Below are 22,952 nucleotides of genomic sequence, written 5' to 3' on the forward strand. Positions count from 1 at the left end.
AAAAGTTACCGAAATTTTTACGAAGAATGTAATGTTAGGTGGGCCGAAACTTCAATTTCTTGGATGGCAATATGGAGCTTGGGGTGTTCGAGGTTTGTTTGCGGTAGACGGCAGGCGTCTTTTTGTGAAATAATAATGTCGTTGCCACAAGAAATTTCTTTTTGAACAACTTGTGCGAAATGTTTATCGTGGTCCGGGCGCGTAATGACTTTATTTATTTGTATGCCGGTGCTTGCCGCGAATGTACCGATATCGTCAATGAATCTTTTGGGGGAACCGAGACCGCAAATGAGGGTGGCGGATAATGGCTTGCCGGGAATGTAATTTGTTATGGATTTAATGTAAAAGCGAATATCGGGCGTTTGGGAATCTGCATCGAAGCAACGGATATGGATGATTTCGCTTTCGTCGTGGTCCTGCTTTAAACTGCGGAACGGCCCTGCGGGCCAAAGCTTTGTCCAAGACGTGGGCGGTTCTTCCCAGTCAAGGCAAATGCGGTGGGCGCCTGTAAAGCGCGAATCTTCGAATCCGTCGTCGCAGAGGATGATGTCGAATTTGTCCTGAATTTCTTTGGCGGTCGAATAGCGGTTGCTGGTCGCGATGACCTTTGCGCTGTGCGAGAGGCTGTTTTGCAACAAGATAAATTCGTCCCATGCGGCGCTGTGGCAAAGAACCGCAACTTTTTTACCTTGTTCTTGAAGACGCTTTGCAAGCCAGATGGTGAACGGAGTCTTTCCGGCGCCGCCTGCTAGGTAACTCCCGACGATAATGACGGGAGTCTGAATGGGCGGTTGTGGCCGTAAAAATATTTTATGGTGCAGCTTGTACGCAATCCGGTAGAATGCGGCTGCTGCAAGACGGAAAGGCTTCGTTGTGTATATCATTAGCAGTGCCTCGATGCATGTCGTGCCGGACTCCGTTCCTGCATCGCCTTTTCATAAGCTAGAACTTAATTAAAGGCAATTGCGTTTCTGTTGCAGATAAAGGTCTGCGAGTACAAGGGCTGCCATGCTTTCGACAATCACGGGAGCGCGGACGGCAACACAAGGATCGTGCCTTCCCTTGGCGGCAAGTTCACCATTCTCGTAACCGCGGCCGGCGGTCTTCTGCAACTGCGAAATTGTAGCGGTCGGCTTGAAGGCCATGCGGCAGTAGATCGGTTCCCCGTTGGAGATGCCGCCAAGGCTACCACCCGCGTTGTTTGTACGCGTGTGGTAGGTATTGCCTTCAACATAAATTTCATCGTTGTGCTCGCTGCCGTGCATGCGTGCTGCGGCAAAGCCACTGCCAATTTCAAAACCCTTGCATGCCGGGATGGAAAGCATCGCCTGGGCGAGGAGCGCGTCAAGTCTGTCAAACACGGGCTCGCCGAGTGCGGCCGGGACGTTTTTCACGAGGAGTGCAACTGTTCCGCCAACGCTATCGCCTTTGGACTTCGCCTCCAGGATGGCCTGTTCCATCTTGGCACTAGCGGCAGCTTCTGGGCAGCGGACGGGGGATGCTTCGACCTGTTCAAGTGTGAGCTCGCTCACGTTGAGGGGCGGGCAATCAACTTCACCAACAGAAGAAACCCAAGAAAGAAATTCTGTACCGGCGACGGTCTTGAGGAAGGCCTTTGCGACGGCGCCTGCGGCGACGCGACCGATGGTCTCGCGGGCGGAGCTTCTGCCACCACCACGGTAATCACGGAACCCGTACTTGAGGTCGTAGCAGAGGTCTGCGTGTCCCGGTCTGTACCACTTGGCGATGTCGGCGTAGTCCTTGCTATGCTGGTCTTCGTTAAATACGACGAACGAGATGGGCGTTCCCGTCGTTTTTCCTTCGAAAACGCCGGAAAGGATTTTCACCGTATCTTTTTCGTTACGGGGCGTCGTCAGTTTACCCTGACCCGGGCGCCTGCGATTCAGTTCTGCCTGAATCATTTCTTCGGTGATAGGGAGACCGGCGGGGCATCCGTCGAGGACGGCTCCGACAGCAGGACCATGGGATTCACCCCATGTAGTGACAGAAAAAATCTTTCCAAACGTGCTTGACATGTGACCAAATATAAATTCTGGACCAAAAAAACTTTTTTTTATGAAAAATTTTTGCTTACTTAGAAAAAGTTTACTATCTTTTACAATATCTAGAGGAGTCTATCGTGTCCAAGTTTGGAATTGTCATCACTTTTTTGATTCTTGTGCTTTCGCTTCATGTGCAAGCACAGTCTCAGAATAATTTTGCGGGCATTCCTTTTGGCTCCACTCGCGAAACCGTTATTGAAGAAATGATGAAAAAGGGCTATGAACCCTACGGTCAGACGGGTATTGGCGAACGCGTGGTGATTCCTGTTTATATGTTCGGTGAACTGCCTGTTCAGGTCGATTTCATTTTCAACAAGAACGACAAGTTCTACGCTTTTGAAATCCGTACAGGTCGTGTCGAACGTGCTCGTTTGAGCAAAACTTTTGAAGCTGTGGGCTATATGTCAGACCAGTTTACGCTTAAGTATGGCAAGGCTTCTGGCGCTCCGGCAATCAACGAAACCTCGAACCTCAAAGAAAATGTGCATAACCTTTACCAGGAATGGTTCTCGGTGAAAGCTCTCGACGCTTATACCGCGGTGATCCAAAAAGGTAACCGCTATTATGCTGTGGGTTCTGTAACGCACCGTCAGCTGGCTACGGAAAGCGAAAGCGCTAAGCGTGCCCGCGAAAAGGCTTCCGAAGCTCCGGCGTTCTAAATTTCCCATAAAAAAGCAAGAATGCTAAATCGACCCGAACGGGTCGTTTTTTTATGCTTTTATCATGCTTTTTTTAAAATTTTAATGGATATTTATAAAAAGTGCTTGTTTTGGCTTGACAATATTTGAAATAATTGTATATTTTTAATTGTTACAAAAAACAAGAACAAATTTAAAACGAATTTTTCATTTAATTCCGCATCGCGGAAAAGGAGAAGATATGAAGGTCTGGGTTTGCAAAGTTTGCGGTTATGTTCACATGGGTCCGGAAGCTCCGGATGAATGCCCGCAGTGCCATGCTCCGAAGAGCAAGTTCTTCGAAAAGGTGGAAACGCCTGCTGCAGGGAAGATTGTCTGGGCTGACGAACACAAGGTCGGTGTCGCTCAGGGCTTGGATGCCGAAGTGGTGCAGGGCCTCCGTGAAAATTTCGCGGGTGAATGTACCGAAGTGGGCATGTACCTTGCGATGAGCCGTCAGGCGGACCGCGAAGGATTCCCGGAAGTGGCTGAAGCTTACAAGCGCATCGCTTTCGAAGAAGCTGAACATGCTGCCAAGTTTGCAGAACTCTTGGGCGAAGTCGTCTATGCCGACACCAAGAAGAACCTGGAACTTCGCGTTGCTGCCGAAGCGGGAGCAACTGAGGGTAAGCTTGCTCTTGCAAAGCGCGCCAAGGAACTCGGTTACGATGCTATCCATGACACTGTTCATGAAATGTGTAAGGACGAGGCCCGTCACGGCTCTGCTTTCCAGGGCTTGCTCGGTCGCTACTTCAAGTAAGATTGGAGTGTGGTGCGGTTCCGGACGTCTCAGGGCGTGCGGGGCCGCTTTTTTATGGAATGTTTGAGGAAAGGGGGTGTGATATGCAAGAAACGGCAAACATACTCAAAGATCATGGCATTAGGCCGTCGCTACAGAGGGTCTTTGTCTATCGCTACCTGCGGAGTGTCAAGACGCACCCGACGGTCGATGAAATTTATATGGCGCTTTTGCCAGAACACCCGTCGCTTTCGCGCACGACGGTCTACAATACATTGGAACTGTTGCTCGAAAATGACTTGGCGATTTCGCTGGATTTTGGCGACGGCTTCTTGCGCTACGATGCGGACTGCTCTCCGCATAGCCATTTCAAGTGCAGAAAATGCGGCAAGGTCTATGATATCTTTGTGGCGCCGCCGGATTGTACACAAATGATTCCCCCGGGATTTACGTTGCAGGGGACTTCGCTCTATATGTTCGGACTGTGCGACAAGTGCGCGGTCGGAGATGGAGATGCCCGCTCAGAGGCGGGCATGACAGTCGAAAATTAATCTTTCAGTTTGTCGAGGGCTTCGTTCGGCCCGATGATGAACAGCACGTCGTCTTCTTGCAAGATGACGTCTGCAATGTTACCGATTTTAGGCGTCGGCTCTTGCGGGTCGCGGATGGCGATAACCTGCACGCCGTATTTGTGCGTGAGCGACAAAGTCTTCAGTGTTTTACCGACAAAGTTCTTGGGGCAGACGATTTCTACGATGGAGTAGCCTTCCATGAACGGGAGGAAGTCGACCATGTTCGGACGGTTGAGGCGTTCGGCTAGGCTTATGGCGGCGTCGCGTTCCGGGTGGAAAATGTCTGTGACGCCAAGCTTTTCCAAGATGCTCGTGTGTTCGGCACTGCTCGACTTGGCTATGATGTGCTTGACCCCGAGTTCTTTCAAGTTCAGGATGGTGAGGAGGGAAGCTTCCAGGTTGCTGCCGATGCAGACGATGACGCTATCCGCTTTGGTCAGTGCCGGGATGGAGGCGAGCTGCTTTTTGCGGGTACTGTCGGCGACAACAGCTTGCGAGACCATGCTCGCGAAGTCCTGGACCTTTTCGGGATGAGAGTCGATGACCATGATGTCATGACCCAGCGACGTCAGGTGACGTGCAAGGTAGTTTGCCGAATTTCCAAGACCGATAATAACGAATTGTCTAGAAGCCATGGTTTAAATATAGTATTAAGTTAACCCACCATTATGTCTTCTTCGGCGTACCAGGCGGTGTCCTGGAGCTTGCCTGCGACTGCCGAAATGAGGAACAGCGGGCCCATACGGCCAATGAACATCACGCAGCAGATGACGATTTTTCCGACCGTGGAGAGTTCTTCGGTGAGTCCCATCGAGAGTCCGCATGTGGCATACGCGCTCACGACTTCGAATAGGATCTTGAGGAACGGGGAGCTATTGGCGGGGTAGGCTGTGCCGGTAGGTATTTCGGTGCAGAGGAGGATGAGTGTCGCCGTTGCAATCACGACTATAGCGACAACGAAAATTCGAATGGCCTTATCGACGGTGTTGTTCGGGATGGTGCGACCCATGACCTGGGTCTTTTCCCTACCGAGAAGCCTGTTTATGCCCAAAAGCCCGATGACCGCTGCGGTCGTAATCTTGATGCCGCCGCCACAGCTACCGGGGTTTGCGCCGATGAACATGATGATGATAAAGAAGAATAGCGATGCTTGCGTGAGGTCGGGAATGTTCACGGAGTTGAGCCCCGCGGTGCGGCTCGTGAATGCCATGAACAGTACGGATTGTGCGTTTTCGCCAAAGGTGTGGCCGCTAAAGAGGTTGTGCCATTCGGTGAGCGAGAAGACGAGAATGCTTGCGAGGATGACTATGATGGTGCCGTAAGTTGCGATTCGCGTGTGCAAGGAGACGCGGCGGATTTCCTTGTGGCTGAAGTCGAAAATGTAGCGGAGCTCCGCAATGGCCAAAAATCCGAAACCGCCTGCCAGCACGAGGATGCAGGTGGTGATGTTCATGACGGGATTGTACTGGAAACCTTCGAGCGAGTTGGGGAACAACGTAAATCCAACACCGCAGAAGGAGCTGACGGCCTGGAATATCGAGCACAAGATGCGGTCGTACATTTCCATGGAATCGAATTGCGTGAAGTAGACGATGCCGCCAATGAATTCAAGGAAAAACGTAAAGGGAATCACGGCTCGGAGGATGCGGCCAGCGTCGATGTTTCCTTCTTGCGTGAATTCGGAGAAGAAGACGGACTGGTGGCTAAATCCGGGGTGCATGCCGGCAAGCAAGATAAGCGTCGTAGATGCGGTCATGATGCCGAGACCACCAAGCTGCATGAGGATGATGATGAACCAGTGCCCGGTGTCGGTAAACGTCGATGAGATATCGACGATGGAAAGCCCGGTGACACAGACGGCAGACATGGACGTGAAGAACGCTTCGATAAAATCTATGGGACGGGTTGTCGATACGGATAGACTTAAAAGCCCGGTGCCAATGGCGATAAGCAAAAGGTAGGCGAGAACCACCAGCATGATCGGGTTTGCCTGGGTCCTTGTCTTGAATATGTTCTCGGAGAGTGAATCCGTGAGCATCTGGTACTTTGAACGTAGCATAAAAGCGAATTTAGTAAAGTTGAGGGGTGGTTACCTGCAAAACAATAAAAGACCTCGCTTTCGCAAGGTCCTTTGAGGAGGAAATTATTTTGAGGATTACTCCTGAACGCAGCGGACGCTGAAGCGCTTAGTCTTGGAGTCCACCTGGAAGAACAATCTTTCTTCGCCTTCCTTGTCCTTGATGTATTCGGGAGATTTTTCCACGATAATGAGAGCTGCGCTTGTACCGCCGTTTTCGTCGAATTTCTTGTCGCCGGATTCCGGGGTGCCAGAGGTCCAGTGGAAGCCCATGTCGCCCAGGAAGTTGCAGTCGCCATCCTTGCAGCGTCCGCTATAGCTCCAAGGCATGGCTTCGCTGTTGATGGCCGCTTGGGCTTCTTCGCGATTCGGAAGGCGCCAGCCGCTGGGACATGCCTTCTGGGCGGCGTTGTATGTATAGAGTCGACCGTTTGTCGTGCAGTTGGCGTCAGATTCGTTGTAGCATTCGCTGTTGGCGACGGAGTAATTCATATCCTGGGCCATCCAGAGCTTTGAGCCAACTTGAATAAGGGTGTAGGTCTGGTTGTCGCGCGTGTCGGTCATGGAAAGACCTTGGACAACAGGCGTCTTCTCTTCAGGATTGTCGATGGTGATACCGCCAGCGCTAGAGGACGACTTTGCGACCGGAGCCGACTTGGAAGAGGAAGAAGGCGGCTTGACCGTGCTTTCGCAACCCTTAGTCCAGCAGAACACCGGATCGCTTACGATATCCGGATACTTGATGCTTGAACCGGAGACGGTGATGATTTCCTTCTTGATAGTCGTGTCTTTCTTGTCGATAATTACTGTGTTGGAAGAGTAACGTATCTGTTGGGCGCTGGAAGACTGGCCTACATAAACGGAAGACGAGGAGTAGTTGTACGAGGTATCGGGCGCCATTGGAGCTGGCGCATCTTCGGAACAACCAAAAAACAGGGCTGTAAAGCCGATAAGGCCGAAAGAAAGGAGTGTTTTCTTCATGATTTACAAATATAGTTTACAAAAAGACATTGTTGTAGCAAAAACTTTTTTACTATCTTTGGGATCACTATGAGCAATGTTGAAATTTTCGACACCACCTTCGCCATGACGATCCTCGTGATCATGGCTCTCTGCATCCCTACAATCCTTCTTGTGGCCAACTGGGTCTTGCATCCGGGTAAGCTCAAGCAGACTATTATTAAGGGTTCTGCTTACGAATGCGGTCTGGCTCACGTTTCCGGTACGGCCAACGAACGCTATCCGGTGAAGTACTACATGGTGGCCATGCTCTTCTTGGTGTTCGACCTTGAAGTCGCCTTTATCTACCCCTGGACGATCCAGTTCCTCGCTGGTGGCTGGGAACTCTTGTTCATCCTCCTCGGATTCCTCCTGATCCTCGAAGCCGGTTACATCTACCTCCTCAAGAAGGGTGTCCTGGACTGGAACAGCGTTAAGGACTAATCTTTTTAACTGTTGATTATTCTATCTCAAAATGGCGGATGCAGACCTTGGGTTTGCGTCCGCTTTTTTTCTTGTCACCAAACCATCGCTTACTAGATATGACTGGATCCTTCGGCTTTGCCTCAGGATGACGTTCCTAGTCACTAGAATGCGTCGCGGACGTACATCGTCATGCCGATGTTCTTGAAGTCGACCCACGAAAATTCACAGCGGGCGTACAAGTTTTCTTTCTGGTTGAGCGCCAACCGCCCCCCGAAGCCCAAGCTCCTGTGCCACTTGTTACGCATAAGGTCGCTAAAGTAATCGCCGGTCTTTCCGCCTTCGAAGAAGATATCCCCGGCAAGGCGCCAGAATAGCTTTTTGCGGAATTCCATTTGCAGGAACATGGCCTGGTTCCCGTAGAAGTAGTTCTTTTCGACGCCGCGGAACCGCTTGAGGCCGTCTGAACCAGCAAGTTTATCGAAAGGGGCGTTCCCGTCTACGCGCTGCCAAAGGAGACCGACAGCCATGGATGTATTCCAGATGAATTCTGTGTAACCGCGGACGTCGAGTTCCTGATGGGTGTAGCTGTAGTCGCCCATTCCCTTGTTATAAAAGTAATGACCCCATTGGACTAGGTAGCCATGTCGTGCCCAGTTCGTGTTGTCGCGCGTGTCCATGGAGAGGTGGTAGCCGATGCCGTTCCTCCAGCCGTCCGTGTTTTCGGGGCGGTTGAGGTTTCCATGGTAATGATAACGGTTGAGGTCGATGTCGGTGTAGTTTATCTCAAAGAAAAGACCGTAACGGAAGTCTTTTAGCCACTGCTTTGTACCAAAGTTTGATTCGGTCAGCGATGTGAGGTAGAACGTCCTGCGGTCGAACTTGCGGAAATCGTCAATGTCTGGGTTGTTGCCTCTGCCAAAGTAGTTGCCGACCCAGTTGTCGTAATGGAGGTCTAGCTCGCCAGAAATCTGGTCTTTCAGAAAATAGAACTTGGGTGAAATCGATCCCGTGACCTGTTTGCGCGTTGTGCCGTAGAACGAAAGGTCTAGCTCGGTTGCGTTGCCGCCTTCAAATTCGGGCCTGAAAAAGATAATTGCCATGGCCCCGAACTGGTACTTTGTCTCTTCGGTATAGCCAATGATGGGAACGGCGGAAAAACGTTGAAAGTCATCCGTCGAATCGGCTTCTACCCCTGCAAATGTAGGTGCGGCAAAGGCTGCTAATGCTAGTAGCTTTTTAGTCAAAAAACGCATTTCGCTCAAATTTAGATAAATAAATGAGAAGTACGCACGGGCACCGAGCCCGAAGCTTTAAATTTTTATTTTTGTGGAAAAGAAGCAGGTTTGTTTATGCCCATTTTGTCGGTTCAGAATATTTTGCTGCGTTTTGGCGGTCCGCCGCTTTTGGATAATGTCTCGTTCGATATCGAGGCGGGTGACCGCATTTGCCTTGTGGGCCGTAATGGCGAGGGCAAGAGCACGCTTTTGAAGGTGCTGACCGGCGAGATGGAAGCAAATTCCGGCGAAATCGTAAAGAAGACGGGGCTTAAAGTCTCCCGCATGATCCAGGAAATCCCCGCACATCTTGATGGGACTGTTCGCGACATTGTGATGGGCCGCGTGTCCGTGGTGAGCGGAGGTTCCGTGATTTCCAAGAAGATTCTGGACGATGGAGCGCACAATGCGACTGCCGAGGCGATTCTTGGTAAAACGGGTATCGATGCGGATGCGCCTTACGACAGCTTGAGCGGTGGCCAGAAGCGCCGTGTGCTTTTTGCGCGTGCCGTGGCCGAAGACCCGGACTTGCTTTTGCTCGACGAACCGACGAACCATTTGGACATTCCTGCCATTCAGTGGCTGGAAGGGATTGTGACGCGCTTGAATTGCGCGGTGATGTTCGTGAGCCATGACCGTGCTTTTGTCCGCCGTACGGCAACCCGCATTTTTGAGCTTGACCGTGGCCGTGTGCGCAGCTGGGACTTCCCGTACGACAAGTTTGTGCAGTTCAGGGACCAGGCGCTTGCCGAAGAAGAAAAGGCGAATGCACTTTTCGATAAGAAGTTGGCTGAAGAAGAAGTCTGGATCCGCAAAGGCATCCAGGCCCGCCGTACGCGCAACGAGGGGCGAGTCCGCGCCTTGATTAAAATGCGCGAAGAACGCGCGGCCCGCCGCTCCCGTACGGGCAATGTGAACATGCAGATTACGGAAGCCGACCGTTCCGGGCGCCTCGTTGCGCGTCTCAAGAACGTGAGCTATTCCTATGATGGGAGCCCGCTCATTAGCGACCTCTCGACCGAAATCAGCCGTGGCGACCGCATTGGCATTGTGGGGCCGAATGGCTCCGGCAAGACGACGCTTTTACGCTTGATTCTCGGCGAACTCCAGCCGGAATCGGGTGAAGTGCGCTTGGGCAGTAACCTCCATATTGCCTATTTCGACCAGATGCGCACCCGCTTGCGCGAAGACAAGTCGCTCATTGAGAATATCGGCGATGGCCAGGCTTATATCACGCTCAACGGCGTCAAACGCCATGTATTAAGTTATTTGCAAGACTTCCTGTTCTCGGCAGATCGCGCCCGCGGCCCGATTAGTGCGCTTAGCGGCGGTGAACGCAACCGCCTTTTGCTCGCGTGCCTCTTTAGCCACCCGAGCAACGTCTTGGTGCTTGACGAACCGACGAATGACTTGGACATGGAAACCCTCGACCTTTTGGCGGAACTTTTGGCCGACTATAACGGCACCGTCCTGACAGTCAGTCATGACCGAGCCTTCCTCGACTCCGTGGCGACCGGCATCCTCGCCATCGAAGATGGCGGCCACGTTTTTGAAGCCGTCGGCGGCTACTCCGATTACGAGGCAAACAAGAAGCTCCGCGATAAGGAAGCCGCCCAGGCCGCCCGCCTGGCCGCCGAACGCGAAGCCGAAAAGCTGGCTCGCTTAAGCGCTGGCGCCGGCGCCGCCTCTGCGGCCCCCGCCCCCGCGAAAAAGAAAAAGCGCAGCTACAACGAGGAGCGCGAATACGCCGCCCTCCCCGAAAAAATCGAAAAACTCGAAAAGGAAATTGCCGACTACCAGCTGGAACTTTCCAAGCCCGAGGTCTACACGAACGCCACCCTCATCGTGGAACTCCAGAAAAAGATTGCCGATGACGAGACCCTGCTCGAACAGGCCTACGAACGCTTCGAAGCCCTTGACAATTTGGGATGAAAAATTTTTGCTCCCCTAGTGACAAAACTCATTGCATAATATAGATTTACACTGAATGGGTCTTGGTGTTGAAATCTTAGAGGAGTTTAAAAATGAAATCGCTATCATTGTCTTTTGCGATGATTTTGGCCGGGGCGGTCTCGGGTATCGCCGGCACAAGTGTTTGGAGTTACGATAAACATAAGGGTAACGAAGTTCAGCCTGCAAGATGGGGCGATGTCTATAGTCAGCCAAGTGGTTCTACGGCTGCATTGGATTCTTCTTCCAATTACATGGAATTTTCGACGAATTTGAATGTCGATACGGAAGACTACGCTGCTGCCGGTTTTTCGTTAGTATGGAAGACTTCTGGAACTATAGACCTTTCGTCCTATTCTGGAATTTGCTTGACCTATAAGGCTGATCGTCCGTTCCGTGTGGACTTGAAACAGTCTACAATTGAAGACTATAACTACCATGGCGCGGTTCTCCCGGCTCAGGCGGATTTTGCGCCTGTGTTTATTGATTTTTCGGAAGTTGCACAGGAACCGGGTTGGGGCGAGACAGTCGCTTTGGACTTGACAAAGCAACTTGCCATCCAGATCAACTATAAGGAAGGCATTGCATCCGAAGTCAGTGAAAGCGACGCCAACAGGACCAAGAATGTCATTACAGTGGCTGCCGTTTCCCTCGGTGAATGCTCTACTCCTGTCGTATCGGGCCTCAAACTCCTTGAACCCTATGACAAGGAACAGACTGTTTCGGTCAAGGAATCTGAAACTTTAAAGATTGACCTCAAGAAAGTCTTTTCCGCAGGTGAAGACGAAGTGGTTTCTATTGTAACTAAGGTTTCGCCGGCGACTTTGCTCACGCTGACGAAGCCTGAAGGCGACCCGACTTTGACGGATGAACTCGTTTTCACTCCTAAGGCTGTTGATGAAGATGCCTCTGGTACAATTACCGTTACGGCGATGAGTGAAACTAGTGAAAAGTTTGTGAAGGCTACGTTCAATGTCACGGTTAAGGATGAATCTGCCGTTGGCCCGACATGCCCGGGTGACCCGGAATGCCCGGATGATCCTCCTGCAAATAACCCGCCTGTCGTGCTTTCTCCATATGACAAGACTGCTCCTGAGGTGGAATTGACCGAAGGCGTCGATACTTTGAAGATTGTTCTTGCAAAGCTTTTTGCTGATGAAGACAACGACCCGCTTACCTTTACTGTCGAATTGGGTGCTCCTCTGATGACGGTTTTGGATGATGTGAAAAAGCTCACTTTGAAGGATACGCTTCACATTATAACTAAGAGTGTTAAGAAGGATACGACGTTCCTTGTTACCGTCAATGCGACGGACGGCAAGATTGAAGGTGTTGTCAAGGCTCATCATCGTGTGACCATTATCGATGTTCCGAATGTGATTGTTCCGCCTGCTGTTTGCGATCTCGAATATACGGTCAATGAAGATGGTAGCTTGAGTGTCCCGTGGAATAGAGGTATTTGGGTAGAATGCGGTCAGCCGGACGGATTCGTCGTTTTTGGACCGGTTGATTCGACCAAGCACGGAGAACTTGTTAAGGCTGATGGTATTATAATTGATACTATGGGTGCATTTACCTATATACCGAACAAGGATTTCTACGGCGATGATACGCTCACCTATGTGTTTATTGAACGTGAAAAGCGTGAAGGTGAAGAAAGACTCACTAGTGCTAAAGGTACTATTGCTATTCACGTGAAGGCTGTCAATGATGCTCCGGTTGCAAAGGTTTCTGACAGCACGTTCATCAAGGATACGCTTGTGCTTGACATGGACTTCGATGAAGATACCGTGTCCCAGATTAAGATCCCGGTCAAGTCTCTCTCCTTTACGGACATCGAAGTTACCGATGGCTCGCAGAAGCTTACTTACGGCGCTCTCGGTGGAAAGAAGATCAAGGCCGAACTGGATAGCTTGAACAAGACGTCTTACTTCATCTCTGTGAAATCGGTTACCGGCGCAAGTGGTTTAGACTCCATCCTCGTCTTTGCAACGGATGGTGTCGATACTACGGGTGTGCACATCTATGTCAAGCTCGTTTCTCCGAAGGATTTGGCTCAGGCTGCTGCTGATGAATACACGGCATTCAAGGATAGCACGCTTTCTGTGAGTGCCAAGGAAGGCGTCCTTGCTAATGACAAGTACCCCGAAGGTGTAACGAAGGGTATGACGGCTGAACTTGCCCAGAAGCCTGCTCATGGAACGCTTACCCTCAATAAGGACGGTAGCTTCAAGTACACGCCGGCCGAAGATTTCGAAGGTAAGGATTACTTTGGTTACTACTGCGTTGTCAACGAAACGAAGTCCAAGGCGGTTATTGTGACGATTTCTGTTGAAGAACGCAACATGCTCCCGACGGTTGTCGTAAAGTCCTCTACTCTCGATACGACTGTGACTGAAGACTTCCCGTCTTCGAGACCGATCAAGTACACGAAGGCTACTGTGACTTCTTGGTTCAAGGATCCGGAAGGAGACCCGCTGACCTATTCTGCAAAGAGCAAGGATGGCAAGCTCAAGGTCGAAATTACGGACAAGGGCGTTCTTGAAATCAACTCTGTTCCGGATTCTACTGGCAAGGCCTATGTGGTCGTGACGGCAACGGACAAGAAGTCTGGCTCCAAGAGCTTTGAATTCTGCGTGACGATCAAGCCGGTGAACGACAAGCCTGAACTTTTGCATGCCGATACGGCTTATGTGTCGAACAGCGGCTGGACGGTCAAGTGGGATCTTGATACGCTTGTCGTCGATGTCGATGGCGATGAATTGACTTACAGTCCGAATGAAACGTCTGCTTTGTCGAAGTTGGTGACAATTTCTATGAAGGGCTCCGTTATTACGGTGAAGGCCAATAGCGGTGTTAAGTTCAAGGACGACCAGAAGGTCAACGTTGGTGTGAAGGTTAGCGATCCGGACAAGGCCAATGTGACGATTCCGCTTTGCATCATCGTCGGTGAAAAGCCTGCAGGTTTGATGCCGCAGCTTGCCCAGCCGAAGAACAACTGGCAGAATGCTGTTATGGCTAAGCGCGGTGCTGTTTCGATGATGGACATGCAGGGTCGCGTCATCTGGAAGGCTAAGCTCCCGGTGAACCCGGCTGAAGTGCTCAATGCTTCTGCTAAGGTTCAGGGCCGCAAGATCCTCCGCGTCAACACTCAGACCTGGACGATTAAGTAAGGCGCTGTGCGCGGTCATCCTGAGCGGTCATGGACCGCGAAGGATCCAGTTAATGTTTATGATGTCTCCCCGGACTTGTTCCGGGGTTGACTTTTTTTATATAAAAACAAAGACTCCGCAATGCGGAGCCTTTTTCTGACCGTTCGCGCTAGAATCTGCAAAACATGTGCAGGGCTGGCGCTCACTCTCGCAACCGTCCCAGCTTAACGCATGGGACTTGTTGCTCACTATTCTGCTTTGCGTTACTTCACCAGTGCTTCGGTATCGAGAGCGATGAGCAGTTCTTCGTTTGTTGCAACGACGATTGCCTTCGGCGTGCCATCCTTCGTGATGAGGTGGTTGGATTCCTTGCCGCTCTTGAGGTTGCGTTCTTCGTCGACCTGGTAGCCGAGGAGCTTCAGGTTGTCGAGAGCCTGCTTGCGGACGTAGAAGCTGTTTTCACCGATGCCGCCCGTGAAGACGATAGCATCGATGCGCGGGAGTGCCATGGCGAGGCCGCCGATTTCGCGGGTGAGACGGTAGCAGAAGACGTCGAGAGCGATTTGGGCGCGCTTGTTGCCTTCGCTTGCCGCCTGCGTGAGAGTACGCATGTCGTTAGAAAGTCCAGAGAGGCCCAACAAGCCAGATTCCTTGTTCACGAGGTGGTCGAGCTTGTCGATGGTGCCGTATTCTTCGCCGTACTTCTTAGCGATGTAGAAGAGGATTGCCGGGTCGAGGCTACCGGAGCGGGTGCCCATGATAAGGCCTTCGAGCGGTGTGAAGCCCATCGTGGTATCGACGCACTGGCCGTTCAAGATGGCGGAGCAGCTGGAGCCGTTGCCGAGGTGAGCTGTGATAAGGCAGGTTTCTTCGGGCTTGGTGCCGAGAACCTTGCAAGCTTCGGCAGTCACGAAGCGGTGGCTTGTGCCGTGTGCACCGTAACGGCGGATGCCGTCGTTTTCATAGAACTTGTACGGGATACCGTAGAGGTAAGCCTTCTGCGGCATGGTCTGGTGGAAAGCCGTATCGAACACGGCGACCTGCGGGAGACCCGGGAAGAACTTGGTAGCGCATTCCATGCCGGTTGCGAGTGCGGGTTCGTGGAGCGGGGCAAAGAGCGTGATGCTGCGGATGTAGTCGATGACTTCTTGAGAGACCTTTTCGCTCTTGATGTACTTACCGCCATGCACGACGCGGTGGCCGATGGCTTCGATCGTGTCGGTGAGTTTCTGGGCGTCGAGGAATTTCTTGACCTGGTCCACAGCTTCGGCATGCGTGGGGCAGTCGAAGTTGAAGTCAATCTTGCCTTCAGGACCCTTAGCCTTGGTGTGGCCGTTCACGCCGATGTTTTCGACGAGGCCGCTAGCGATGGATTCCTGGGTCTTTGTATCGATGACAGCAAATTTTACAGAGGAGCTGCCGCAGTTGAGAACGAGTACGCGCATGGTTTTTTCCTTTAGTCTGTAGCCGCGAAGCGGCGTTCTTTAGTCTGATAAAATAGGAATTTTGGCGCAGTGTGGCGAGCGTAAAAATCTACATTTAACCTGATGTTGAAGAAAATTTTTGATTTTGACAATCGTGTTTCGGTTTACTGGACCAATCGTCATTTTTCACGCAAGGTGAACGGCTGGTTGCGCTTTTACGTGCGCCTTGGCGATGGCTATATCTGGGCTTTGTTCATTGCATTTTTGATTTGGAAAATTGGTTGGGAAAGTTTTTTGCCGATTCTCTGGCAGGCACTTGTTTCGCTTGCGATGAGCCTTTTGATTTATGAAGGCGTTAAGCTCAGCACCAAGCGTCCGCGTCCGTTTGCCGCAAATCCGCAAATCAAGGCGGAGGTTCCGCCGCTCGACAAGTACAGCTTTCCGTCGGGCCATACGATGAACAATTTGGCGGTGGCAAGCACGGTGTTTTATTGCGTGCCGCAGTACGGATGGATTATGATGCTGTTGCCGCTCACGTGGGGACTTTTGCGCGTGTACTTTGGCGTGCACTGGTTCTCGGATATTATCTGCGGATTCTTGCTTGGTATCTTGAGCTTTGTGCTCGGACACGTTTTGTGGATCCCGATTTCTGCAGCTATTGGCGCTTGATTTGTCATTCCCGCCTCCGAGCGGGACATCCTTCAAGGTGAGTGTCGCGACAGGCTGCTTGCAGACTGTCATGACCGAGCCGCTGAGGATGGGGCGAAAGCCCAATCACCTTTATAAACTATTGACCATTGACTAATGGCTACTGACTAATACCTAATGACTAACGACTTCGTACAAATTTCAGACTTTTTTGCCCAGGCTGACTGGAACTCTAAAATTTATCTGTTGTTGCGCCATGCCGAACGCAACCACATCACGCCCGGTGACAAGGATTTTGGTGCACATGTGGGGCTTACGGATTGTGGGCGTCGCCAGGCGGTAGCGCTTGGCAAAATGATTCCTGCCATTGGCGACGCTGTTTATTTTTCGAGCCCGGTCGGGCGTTGCATGGAAACCGCAAAGTGCATTGGTGAGGGCCGTAAGCTCGCGGGTTTTGGGGCTTGTGCGGGCGCCTCGGTGAATGTCACGCCGCTGAATGAACTTGGCGATTTCTTTGTCCGAGATGTGACTGCATACGAGCAGACTTTGCGAGAAGGTTTTTACGAAGGTATCTGTGAGTGGCTAGACTCCGGCGAGCACGATGCGTTTTGGCCGCTTCACGAGCGTGCTGAACAGATGCGCGAGATGATGTTTGCAAAAGGGGATTCGCGTTTCAATATCTTCGTGACGCACGATGCCTGGACGGTTCCATGCCTTTCGCATTTCTGCAATTTGAAGTTTCAGCCAAAATGCTGGATGAACTTTTTGACGGGTCTTGCTTTTGAACGCTCTGAAAAAGGCAACGTGAAAGTCACACCCATCACTGCCATGGAAACGGGCTGGCTGCATTTTTAAGTTCTTTTCCGCTTAAAAATTATACATTAACGGTATGATGCAGTCGAATTGTTATCGCCGTATTTTTGTACTTGGTTCTGGTTTCAGCAAGTCCTTCTCGCCGCAGATGCCCACGCTCCGCGACTTGAACGAACTTATCCCTTTTGGAATCCCGGACGAGTTCCCGCATTTTCGCGATTACTGCAAGCGCTTTTTGACGCTCTGCAACGGCGATAGCGATTACCTTGGCATCGAGCCTTTGGCAACGTCTATTCTCTCGGCGCAGATTTTTCCGGGCGAGCGTGAACGTCTTTACCATGCGTCGCTCCGTTTTGAACTGTTGCGCTTTATTGCAAGCGTTATCCGTCGCGATAACGATGTGCTTAACGAATCAGCTGCTGCGATTCTCAAGAAATTTTTGGTGTCTTGCGAAAACGATTCGGCATCGGGTTCCCGTGAAACACTCTTGCTCTCGTTCAATTACGACACGCTTATTGAAACCGCAATTGCGAACGACAAGGAACTTTGCGAACAGGTTTCTGTGGATTACGGCGTGAAAATTGACCCTGCCGACCGCTCGGCAAAACGCGGCAAGAAAACCCGGACGATTGACCTTATCAAATTGCATGGTTCGCTCAACTGGTTCCCTGTCAAGGGCGCAAGCGATGAACTCGATTTGAAAAATGTCTGCGAAGTCGAACCGCAAGACCGCAGTTTCCCCATCTACTGTGAAGACACGCCCATTTTCATTCCGATGGCGCATGCCAAGGAATCTTTCTTGCGTGGGAGTCTTTTCAACTTGCTATGGTCCAAGGCCGATTACTATCTGAAAAATGCCGAAGAGATTTACTTTATCGGTTACGGTTTCCCGAAGACGGACATCAACAATCTGGAATTCCTGTTGCGCCATCGCGACCGCTTTAAGAAGGTGGTCATCTTTGAACACGATGGTCGCCATGACTTAGAGCGCTTACAGAAGCTGCTTGGCGAAAATCTCGTCGAATCTTGCGATGCAAAAGAGTTTTTGGAAAAACTGAAGTAGCTAGTAATTGTCGCTTTAACGAATTTTTAAAATTCCGGTGCTTTGAAATGCCCGTAGAGCTCGCGGCCGTCGAATACCCAGACGACTGCTTTTTTGCCTTCTAAAAAGCTCTCTTTGCCTTTGAACATTTGCGGGCCGATATTGCCGCCGCCGACTTTGCTGATGGAAAACGTCTCGACGCTTGTCGCTGCTGCGATGTATGCGCCGATTTGTGCACCGTAGGATTTGCCTTGGCCTACATTGCTGTCGCCAATGACGATGATCGGTGCTTTTTTGGAACCGCGATATTTGTAGCCGTCGGTGCCCAAAACTTTTTGCTCTTTTATTTTGTACTCAATTTCTTTGCCATGGAGCAAATCGTAGAGGTTCCCGGTGCCATCGACAATGGTGTCGCGTAGCGGGTAGCGTTTGCGGTTCATGCCGTAGAGGAGTGGTGCGATGGAATCGGCGGCCATTTTTGCGAGTACGAGTCTTGCGGGGCCTGTGCAGTGGCTTTCGTACGGCTCGAACATGGGTGTTTCGGTGCCGAGTTTTTTGTGGAGATCCTTGAGGTTTTCAAGCGCGTCGATGACAGTCACGTTGTGCTTGCGGAGCGTGTCTACCCACTTCTTGTACTGCGGAAGCTTGATTCCTTTTTTCGCCTTGTCGGAATACTGCTCGGGTACGACTAGGAGCTTGTCTGGAACGGGTACGACAATGAGCTTGATGCCGCGCGCTTCGAGAGAGTCCTTGAAGGCAATGATTTGCGGTGTGTTGTCGTTCCAGCGCTTGGTGGCATTCAGCAGGCTTTCTTGCAAAAAGAGCCAGCCGTCCTTGCCTTCGACAACGCAAGTGACTTCTTCGGTGGTGCTGCCGCATTTCTTCATGTCGTGCACCATCTGCTTCTGGAGCTCGGAGGCGGCGATTGCTTGTGTTGGCCACAAAGTGCATAAAGCGAAAAGCGCCACGAGGGCGCCTTTCATTAAACCGCTGATCATCCAAAAATAACTGGATGCTCCTTCGAACCTAACTCTACTAAGGCAACAAGTTGCCAAGTATCGTATATCGGCTTCGTTTTCGGAGTTTACCCCGGACTTGTTCCGGGGCTCAGGATGACACTGTATGAACATTTGATTCTTTGGCACTTCGCTCAGAATAACTTTGCTGTTACTTAATGAGGGATTCGCCGGATTCCACGCTCTGGTAGATGAGGGTGTTGATGGTCATCGGACCGACACCGCCCGGAACCGGAGTGTATGCGGAGGCAACTTCTTCGAGACCCTTTTCGATATCGCCGACGCCACCCGGGTGGTAACCAGCGTCCACGACAACTGCACCCGGCTTGATCCAGGACTTCTTGATGAATTCCGGCTTGCCGACGGCACCCACGAGGATGTCTGCCTGCTTCACGAATTCCGGAAGGTTTTCGGTCTTGCTGTGGCAAATGGTCACGGTGCAGTTCGCGTTGAGAAGCATCATGGCCATCGGCTTTCCGAGGATGGCGCTGCGGCCAACGACCACGGCGTGCTTACCTGCGAGAGGAATGTTATAGGCCTTGAGGAGACGCATGATGCCGGCCGGCGTTGCGCAACCGTAAGCACGCTCGCCCATGGACATGCGGCCAAAGCCGAGGCATGTCACGCCGTCTACGTCCTTGCGGGCGTCGATGGCTTCGAAAGCGGCGCGTTCGTCGATGTGGCGCGGAACCGGGTGCTGCAAGAGGATGCCATGCACGTTCGGGTTTTCGTTGAGTTCCTGAATCTTGTTGAGGAGCTCTTCGGTCGTGGTGTTCTTGTCCATCACCACGCGGATGCTTTCCATGCCCACGCGAGCGCAGGCGTTGCCCTTCATCTTGACGTAAGTGGCGCTAGCCGGATCGTCGCCCACGAGAATCGTTGCAAGAATCGGGGTCTTGCCGGTCTTTTCCTTGAGGCTCGCCACGCGGGCGCTGAGTTCTTCTTCAGTAGTCTTGGCAAGAGCCTTGCCATCGAGAATGAGTGCTGCCATAAAATCTCCGTTTTTTGCAAATTTAAAAAATTTGGGCTTATCGCTAAAGGGATTTTTTTAAATAGTAAAAAAGTACGTCATGCGGGCGGGGCCCCAGCTCGGAGTTGCGAAGGCCGCACGGGCCCCTCCCTGCACCCTCCCCATCCTTGGCCGACGCTTTTATTTTCACAACGATAGCCTGTTATTTTTTTAGTTGATTTGCTATCGCGCGATTTGATTTGAAAACAGCAAAGGAATATTCTTTAAAAAAAAGCAAAGCCCGCTTGCGGCGGGCGTTTCGGAGTTAAAGTATGAACTTTAAATTACAGGTTTTCGATAATCGACGGGATGATGACGCTAACGATTGCCCAGGGGTAAGAGAGAGCTCCTCTAAGCCAGCCAGTCGAATAAACCGGTTCCGGCTTCTTAAAAAGCTGCTCATCACTATCATTACGTACAGTAGATTCCGCTACGGCTTTGATTAAGGAATCTTTAACGTTATCAATAGATTCATCGAACAGCCTCTTCTGGGCTGTTGCAGAATCGATATAACACTTAAAGCTGTTTTTCATTGTAAGTTACCTTTGCGCACAAAGATAGGAAAAATGTAAGAAGATTTAAAGGGGTAGTGTGTGTTTTTCTTTACATTTATGGCAAATTAGCGATTTTGCTCACATTTACTCGTGCTTTTTTTGCATAAAAAACTATTTTAAAAAGGCTAAATTCAGGATTGGAACTGATTTTATGAAAATTTTTCGAAATTTACCGTTGATTTTTGTGGGGGGCGTCATTGCCGCATGCGGTGGTAGCAAACCCGCACCCGCTGTTGATCCGGCTCCGGCTACAGAAGCGAAGGTCGCTCCTGCGGTGCCCGACTTGACTCCCGTACCGGAACCTGCTCAGGTCGAAGAACAGAAGGTGTTTTTGGACAATGCCGTAGACCGCTACAGTTATGCGCTTGGCGTTGATTTCGGCAGGGCCGTTTCGAATATCAACGTGCCCGTAAAGCTCGATGTGCTTATAGATGCCATGCGTGATGTGATTGATTCGAGTCGCGAAATCCTCATGACGGATTCGCAGTCCGAGGCTGCCCTTCAGGACTTGCTCAACCAGATGCAGATCCAAAAGGATATCGACGAGGCTGCGGCTGCGCGCAAGGCTTTGACGGACCAGGCCGCGTTCCTAGCGAAAAACGCTCAGGATCCGAGAATCTGGGTCACGAAAAAGGGTGTGCAGTATTTGATCCTCAATGAAGGGACTGGCATTAGACCCAAGGCGACGGACAAGGTCCAGGTTCATTATGTCGGTTCATTGCTGAGCGGTGCCGAATTTGACAATAGCGTCAAGCGCGGTGCGCCGATGGAGTTTGCGATTTCGTCGGTCATTGAAGGCTGGCAGGACCTGCTTCTGGAAATGAAGGTCGGCGAGAAGGTACGGGCCTGGATTCCGAGTGCGCTTGCTTACGGCGAGGCCGGAGCTCCGCCGTCCATTCCGCCGAACTCCCTCCTGGTGTTCGAGGTGGAACTGCTGCAGGTTTTCCCATCGAAGTAAGTTAGGCGATGCGCGGGATGCATCCGCGAAAATGCCGAATTTTTGTTCAAATGGCGAAGGGCTTTCTGTCCTTCGCTTTTTCTGTTGCTACTTTTTAGCACATGAATAACGCAGCGTCCGATTTTTATTCTCAGCACTTCGAAGTTGCCGGATTCATCCGGGAAGTGTTTGGCTACATGGATAGGTTCAAGGACCAACTTTTCGTCCTGAAAATTGACGATAGCCTGATGGACCATCCGATGTTCCCCGTGCTGATGCGCGATATCGCCCTTTTGCATAAGGCGGGTATCCGAATCATTATCGTGCCGGGCACGCGAAATAGCATCGACGCTCAGCTCAAGGCCTGGGACCTTGAGACAGAATTTCATAACGGCGTAAGACTCACGAACGAAGAAGCGCTCCCGCTTGTGGAACAGGCTTCCTTGGGTGTGGCACAGCGCATCATGAGCCACCTCACGGCAAGCGGCCTCAGTGGCATTCAGGGCAACTGGATTTTGGCCCGCAGCATGGGTGTGATTAACGGTGTCGACTACATGCGTACCGGCCGCATCGAGCGTATCCAGCGCGACTTGCTCGAACAGCTCATGAACGAGAAGTTCGTGCCGATCATCCCGCCGATTGGCTGGAACAAGATTGGACACGCCTACAATATTTCGAGTACGGAACTTGCTACCGAACTTTGCAAGTACCTTAAAGTCGGGAAGCTGTTCTTTATCGGAAGTGAAAGCGGCATCAAGCTCGAAGGTCTTGTAACGGGCAAGAATACGAAGCACCTGGAACCGACGGACAACGGGCTCATTTCGGCAATGGACGTGGACCAGGCGAAGGAACTTTTGGAACTCAACTCCGATGTGCTTGACTTTGCGCAGATGGATTACCTGATGAATGCCATCCATGCATGCGAAGCGGGTGCGAACCGTGTTCACCTGTTGAGCGGTGAATTCCAGGGCAGCGTGCTGCAGGAAGTGTTCTCGGCCCGTGGTGATGGTACCATGGTGTACGCAAACCAGTACTCCAGTATCCGTCCGGCGACCATCGAAGACATCCCGGATATCTTGCGCATCATGCAGGACTATATCGCGAAGGGTTACCTTGTGCCGCGTACGCAGGAATCTATTTCCGAAAAATTGGACGACTACGTTGTCTATAGCATTGACAATAGCGTTCACGGTTGCGGTGCGCTCCATGCGTTTGAAAATGGAATGGCCGAAGTTGCAGGCATTGCTGTCGGTGCGAACTACCGTAAGTCGGGCATTGGCGATGCGATTGTGCGCCACCTGATTTCGCTTGGCCGCATGAAGGGCTACAAGAAGTTGTTCTTGCTTACGACCCAGGCTCTCGATTGGTTCTACCAGCTCGGATTTGAAGATGGTACGGTTGACGAGCTGCCGCCTTCCAAGCGTGACCACTACAACAAAAAGCGCAAGTCCAGAATCTTGATGCTCCCGCTGGATAAATAATCCGTGTGCATCTCGCTTCATGCATTTCATCCGGCCTTTAGGCCGGATTTTCTTTTTTATATACTCTGTTCTAAATATAGTTTGTATATTTATAAAAAA

The 22,952-nt window shown here is 51.3% G+C and carries 21 protein-coding genes; 11 read left to right on the forward strand and 10 right to left on the reverse strand.

All coding sequences use genetic code 11. The annotated features are described in order from the left end of the window. Window positions 1-17 precede the first annotated feature (17 nt). Together CRN95_RS09990 and aroC are read right to left on the reverse strand one after the other, a co-directional pair. Window positions 18-884, reverse strand: coding sequence for a tetraacyldisaccharide 4'-kinase (locus CRN95_RS09990; RefSeq protein ID WP_097020779.1), 867 nt, complete (start codon window positions 882-884; stop codon window positions 18-20). Between the two features lie 69 nt (window positions 885-953). After that, window positions 954-2,036, reverse strand: coding sequence for a chorismate synthase (aroC, locus tag CRN95_RS09995; RefSeq protein WP_088631005.1), 1,083 nt, complete (start codon window positions 2,034-2,036; stop codon window positions 954-956). A gap of 104 nt (window positions 2,037-2,140) precedes the next feature. Here aroC and CRN95_RS10000 point away from each other — a divergent pair, with 104 nt between their 5' ends. The 3 genes from CRN95_RS10000 (at window position 2,141) to CRN95_RS10010 (ending at window position 4,030) form a co-directional block, all read left to right on the forward strand. Further along, window positions 2,141-2,722: a hypothetical protein gene (locus tag CRN95_RS10000; RefSeq protein WP_088631004.1), complete on the forward strand. Its 582-nt coding sequence runs from the start codon at window positions 2,141-2,143 to the stop codon at window positions 2,720-2,722. 220 nt (window positions 2,723-2,942) lie between these two features. Then, window positions 2,943-3,500 carry an NADH peroxidase gene (locus CRN95_RS10005; RefSeq protein WP_014546175.1) on the forward strand — a complete coding sequence of 186 codons (558 nt, stop codon included), beginning with the start codon at window positions 2,943-2,945 and terminating at the stop codon, window positions 3,498-3,500. 83 nt (window positions 3,501-3,583) lie between these two features. Then, window positions 3,584-4,030, forward strand: a complete 447-nt coding sequence (locus tag CRN95_RS10010; protein ID WP_097020780.1) for a Fur family transcriptional regulator — start codon at window positions 3,584-3,586, stop codon at window positions 4,028-4,030. Here the strand turns inward: CRN95_RS10010 and CRN95_RS10015 are convergent. From CRN95_RS10015 to CRN95_RS10025, 3 genes are all read right to left on the reverse strand, one after another. Beyond that, entirely contained in the window at window positions 4,027-4,686 is a 660-nt protein-coding gene (locus CRN95_RS10015) for a TrkA family potassium uptake protein (RefSeq protein WP_088631002.1), read from the reverse strand. The two genes, CRN95_RS10010 and CRN95_RS10015, sit on opposite strands and share 4 nt — an antisense overlap. Window positions 4,687-4,706: 20 nt before the next feature. Further along, window positions 4,707-6,110 carry a TrkH family potassium uptake protein gene (locus CRN95_RS10020; RefSeq protein WP_088631001.1) on the reverse strand — a complete coding sequence of 468 codons (1,404 nt, stop codon included), beginning with the start codon at window positions 6,108-6,110 and terminating at the stop codon, window positions 4,707-4,709. 96 nt (window positions 6,111-6,206) lie between these two features. Next, window positions 6,207-7,109: an FISUMP domain-containing protein gene (locus CRN95_RS10025; RefSeq protein ID WP_097020781.1), complete on the reverse strand. Its 903-nt coding sequence runs from the start codon at window positions 7,107-7,109 to the stop codon at window positions 6,207-6,209. A 69-nt stretch (window positions 7,110-7,178) separates the two neighbouring features. Here CRN95_RS10025 and CRN95_RS10030 point away from each other — a divergent pair, with 69 nt between their 5' ends. Next, window positions 7,179-7,571, forward strand: a complete 393-nt coding sequence (locus CRN95_RS10030; RefSeq protein WP_088630999.1) for an NADH-quinone oxidoreductase subunit A — start codon at window positions 7,179-7,181, stop codon at window positions 7,569-7,571. A 143-nt stretch (window positions 7,572-7,714) separates the two neighbouring features. On the opposite strand, the gene CRN95_RS10035 is transcribed toward CRN95_RS10030, so the two are convergent. Further along, complete coding sequence (locus CRN95_RS10035) at window positions 7,715-8,806, reverse strand: hypothetical protein (protein WP_097020782.1); 1,092 nt, start codon at window positions 8,804-8,806, stop codon at window positions 7,715-7,717. Window positions 8,807-8,902: 96 nt separating this feature from the next. On the opposite strand from CRN95_RS10035, the gene CRN95_RS10040 reads away from it, so the two are divergent. Together CRN95_RS10040 and CRN95_RS10045 are read left to right on the forward strand one after the other, a co-directional pair. Further along, window positions 8,903-10,759, forward strand: coding sequence for an ATP-binding cassette domain-containing protein (locus tag CRN95_RS10040; protein ID WP_097020783.1), 1,857 nt, complete (start codon window positions 8,903-8,905; stop codon window positions 10,757-10,759). 92 nt (window positions 10,760-10,851) lie between these two features. Continuing rightward, window positions 10,852-13,950 carry an Ig-like domain-containing protein gene (locus tag CRN95_RS10045; RefSeq protein ID WP_097020784.1) on the forward strand — a complete coding sequence of 1,033 codons (3,099 nt, stop codon included), beginning with the start codon at window positions 10,852-10,854 and terminating at the stop codon, window positions 13,948-13,950. 242 nt (window positions 13,951-14,192) lie between these two features. Here CRN95_RS10045 and CRN95_RS10050 read toward each other — a convergent pair whose 3' ends face one another. Next, window positions 14,193-15,374 carry an acetate/propionate family kinase gene (locus CRN95_RS10050; RefSeq protein WP_097020785.1) on the reverse strand — a complete coding sequence of 394 codons (1,182 nt, stop codon included), beginning with the start codon at window positions 15,372-15,374 and terminating at the stop codon, window positions 14,193-14,195. 102 nt (window positions 15,375-15,476) lie between these two features. Here CRN95_RS10050 and CRN95_RS10055 point away from each other — a divergent pair, with 102 nt between their 5' ends. The 3 genes from CRN95_RS10055 (at window position 15,477) to CRN95_RS10065 (ending at window position 17,877) form a co-directional block, all read left to right on the forward strand. Continuing rightward, entirely contained in the window at window positions 15,477-16,022 is a 546-nt protein-coding gene (locus CRN95_RS10055) for a phosphatase PAP2 family protein (RefSeq protein ID WP_097020786.1), read from the forward strand. 156 nt (window positions 16,023-16,178) lie between these two features. Beyond that, window positions 16,179-16,856 carry a histidine phosphatase family protein gene (locus CRN95_RS10060; protein ID WP_097020787.1) on the forward strand — a complete coding sequence of 226 codons (678 nt, stop codon included), beginning with the start codon at window positions 16,179-16,181 and terminating at the stop codon, window positions 16,854-16,856. A gap of 34 nt (window positions 16,857-16,890) precedes the next feature. Continuing rightward, window positions 16,891-17,877 (forward strand): SIR2 family protein, encoded by a 987-nt coding sequence (locus CRN95_RS10065; protein ID WP_097020788.1) that lies wholly within the window; start codon window positions 16,891-16,893, stop codon window positions 17,875-17,877. A 26-nt stretch (window positions 17,878-17,903) separates the two neighbouring features. Here CRN95_RS10065 and CRN95_RS10070 read toward each other — a convergent pair whose 3' ends face one another. From CRN95_RS10070 to CRN95_RS10080, 3 genes are all read right to left on the reverse strand, one after another. Beyond that, the gene (locus CRN95_RS10070) at window positions 17,904-18,854 is read right to left on the reverse strand and encodes a hypothetical protein (protein ID WP_097020789.1); all 951 of its coding nucleotides are present in this window, start codon (window positions 18,852-18,854) and stop codon (window positions 17,904-17,906) included. A gap of 169 nt (window positions 18,855-19,023) precedes the next feature. Then, window positions 19,024-19,863, reverse strand: a complete 840-nt coding sequence (gene folD, locus CRN95_RS10075) for a bifunctional methylenetetrahydrofolate dehydrogenase/methenyltetrahydrofolate cyclohydrolase FolD (protein WP_097020790.1) — start codon at window positions 19,861-19,863, stop codon at window positions 19,024-19,026. 302 nt (window positions 19,864-20,165) lie between these two features. Beyond that, the gene (locus CRN95_RS10080; protein ID WP_088630989.1) at window positions 20,166-20,414 is read right to left on the reverse strand and encodes a hypothetical protein; all 249 of its coding nucleotides are present in this window, start codon (window positions 20,412-20,414) and stop codon (window positions 20,166-20,168) included. A gap of 172 nt (window positions 20,415-20,586) precedes the next feature. Here CRN95_RS10080 and CRN95_RS10085 point away from each other — a divergent pair, with 172 nt between their 5' ends. Beyond that, on the forward strand, window positions 20,587-21,393 hold the full coding sequence (locus CRN95_RS10085) for an FKBP-type peptidyl-prolyl cis-trans isomerase (protein WP_088630988.1): 807 nt from the start codon (window positions 20,587-20,589) through the stop codon (window positions 21,391-21,393). Between the two features lie 101 nt (window positions 21,394-21,494). Then, window positions 21,495-22,853 (forward strand): amino-acid N-acetyltransferase, encoded by a 1,359-nt coding sequence (gene argA / locus CRN95_RS10090; RefSeq protein WP_088630987.1) that lies wholly within the window; start codon window positions 21,495-21,497, stop codon window positions 22,851-22,853. The last annotated feature ends 99 nt before the right edge of the window (window positions 22,854-22,952 follow it).

The organism is Fibrobacter sp. UWB16, from assembly GCF_900215325.1.
Classification (GTDB): Bacteria; Fibrobacterota; Fibrobacteria; order Fibrobacterales; family Fibrobacteraceae; genus Fibrobacter.

What these genes read in the sequence shown, in the direction of transcription:
- CRN95_RS10020 (WP_088631001.1), bottom strand. Translation starts at nt 6,110, where the DNA reads ATGCTACGTTCAAAGTACCAGATGCTCACGGATTCACTCTCCGAGAAC.
- folD (WP_097020790.1), bottom strand. Translation starts at nt 19,863, where the DNA reads ATGGCAGCACTCATTCTCGATGGCAAGGCTCTTGCCAAGACTACTGAA.
- CRN95_RS10025 (WP_097020781.1), bottom strand. Translation starts at nt 7,109, where the DNA reads ATGAAGAAAACACTCCTTTCTTTCGGCCTTATCGGCTTTACAGCCCTG.
- CRN95_RS09990 (WP_097020779.1), bottom strand. Translation starts at nt 884, where the DNA reads ATGATATACACAACGAAGCCTTTCCGTCTTGCAGCAGCCGCATTCTAC.
- CRN95_RS10055 (WP_097020786.1), top strand. Translation starts at nt 15,477, where the DNA reads ATGTTGAAGAAAATTTTTGATTTTGACAATCGTGTTTCGGTTTACTGG.
- CRN95_RS10030 (WP_088630999.1), top strand. Translation starts at nt 7,179, where the DNA reads ATGAGCAATGTTGAAATTTTCGACACCACCTTCGCCATGACGATCCTC.
- CRN95_RS10045 (WP_097020784.1), top strand. Translation starts at nt 10,852, where the DNA reads ATGAAATCGCTATCATTGTCTTTTGCGATGATTTTGGCCGGGGCGGTC.
- aroC (WP_088631005.1), bottom strand. Translation starts at nt 2,036, where the DNA reads ATGTCAAGCACGTTTGGAAAGATTTTTTCTGTCACTACATGGGGTGAA.
- argA (WP_088630987.1), top strand. Translation starts at nt 21,495, where the DNA reads ATGAATAACGCAGCGTCCGATTTTTATTCTCAGCACTTCGAAGTTGCC.
- CRN95_RS10040 (WP_097020783.1), top strand. Translation starts at nt 8,903, where the DNA reads ATGCCCATTTTGTCGGTTCAGAATATTTTGCTGCGTTTTGGCGGTCCG.
- CRN95_RS10015 (WP_088631002.1), bottom strand. Translation starts at nt 4,686, where the DNA reads ATGGCTTCTAGACAATTCGTTATTATCGGTCTTGGAAATTCGGCAAAC.
- CRN95_RS10035 (WP_097020782.1), bottom strand. Translation starts at nt 8,806, where the DNA reads ATGCGTTTTTTGACTAAAAAGCTACTAGCATTAGCAGCCTTTGCCGCA.
- CRN95_RS10050 (WP_097020785.1), bottom strand. Translation starts at nt 15,374, where the DNA reads ATGCGCGTACTCGTTCTCAACTGCGGCAGCTCCTCTGTAAAATTTGCT.
- CRN95_RS10070 (WP_097020789.1), bottom strand. Translation starts at nt 18,854, where the DNA reads ATGATCAGCGGTTTAATGAAAGGCGCCCTCGTGGCGCTTTTCGCTTTA.
- CRN95_RS10085 (WP_088630988.1), top strand. Translation starts at nt 20,587, where the DNA reads ATGAAAATTTTTCGAAATTTACCGTTGATTTTTGTGGGGGGCGTCATT.
- CRN95_RS10010 (WP_097020780.1), top strand. Translation starts at nt 3,584, where the DNA reads ATGCAAGAAACGGCAAACATACTCAAAGATCATGGCATTAGGCCGTCG.
- CRN95_RS10005 (WP_014546175.1), top strand. Translation starts at nt 2,943, where the DNA reads ATGAAGGTCTGGGTTTGCAAAGTTTGCGGTTATGTTCACATGGGTCCG.
- CRN95_RS10065 (WP_097020788.1), top strand. Translation starts at nt 16,891, where the DNA reads ATGATGCAGTCGAATTGTTATCGCCGTATTTTTGTACTTGGTTCTGGT.
- CRN95_RS10060 (WP_097020787.1), top strand. Translation starts at nt 16,179, where the DNA reads ATGACTAACGACTTCGTACAAATTTCAGACTTTTTTGCCCAGGCTGAC.
- CRN95_RS10080 (WP_088630989.1), bottom strand. Translation starts at nt 20,414, where the DNA reads ATGAAAAACAGCTTTAAGTGTTATATCGATTCTGCAACAGCCCAGAAG.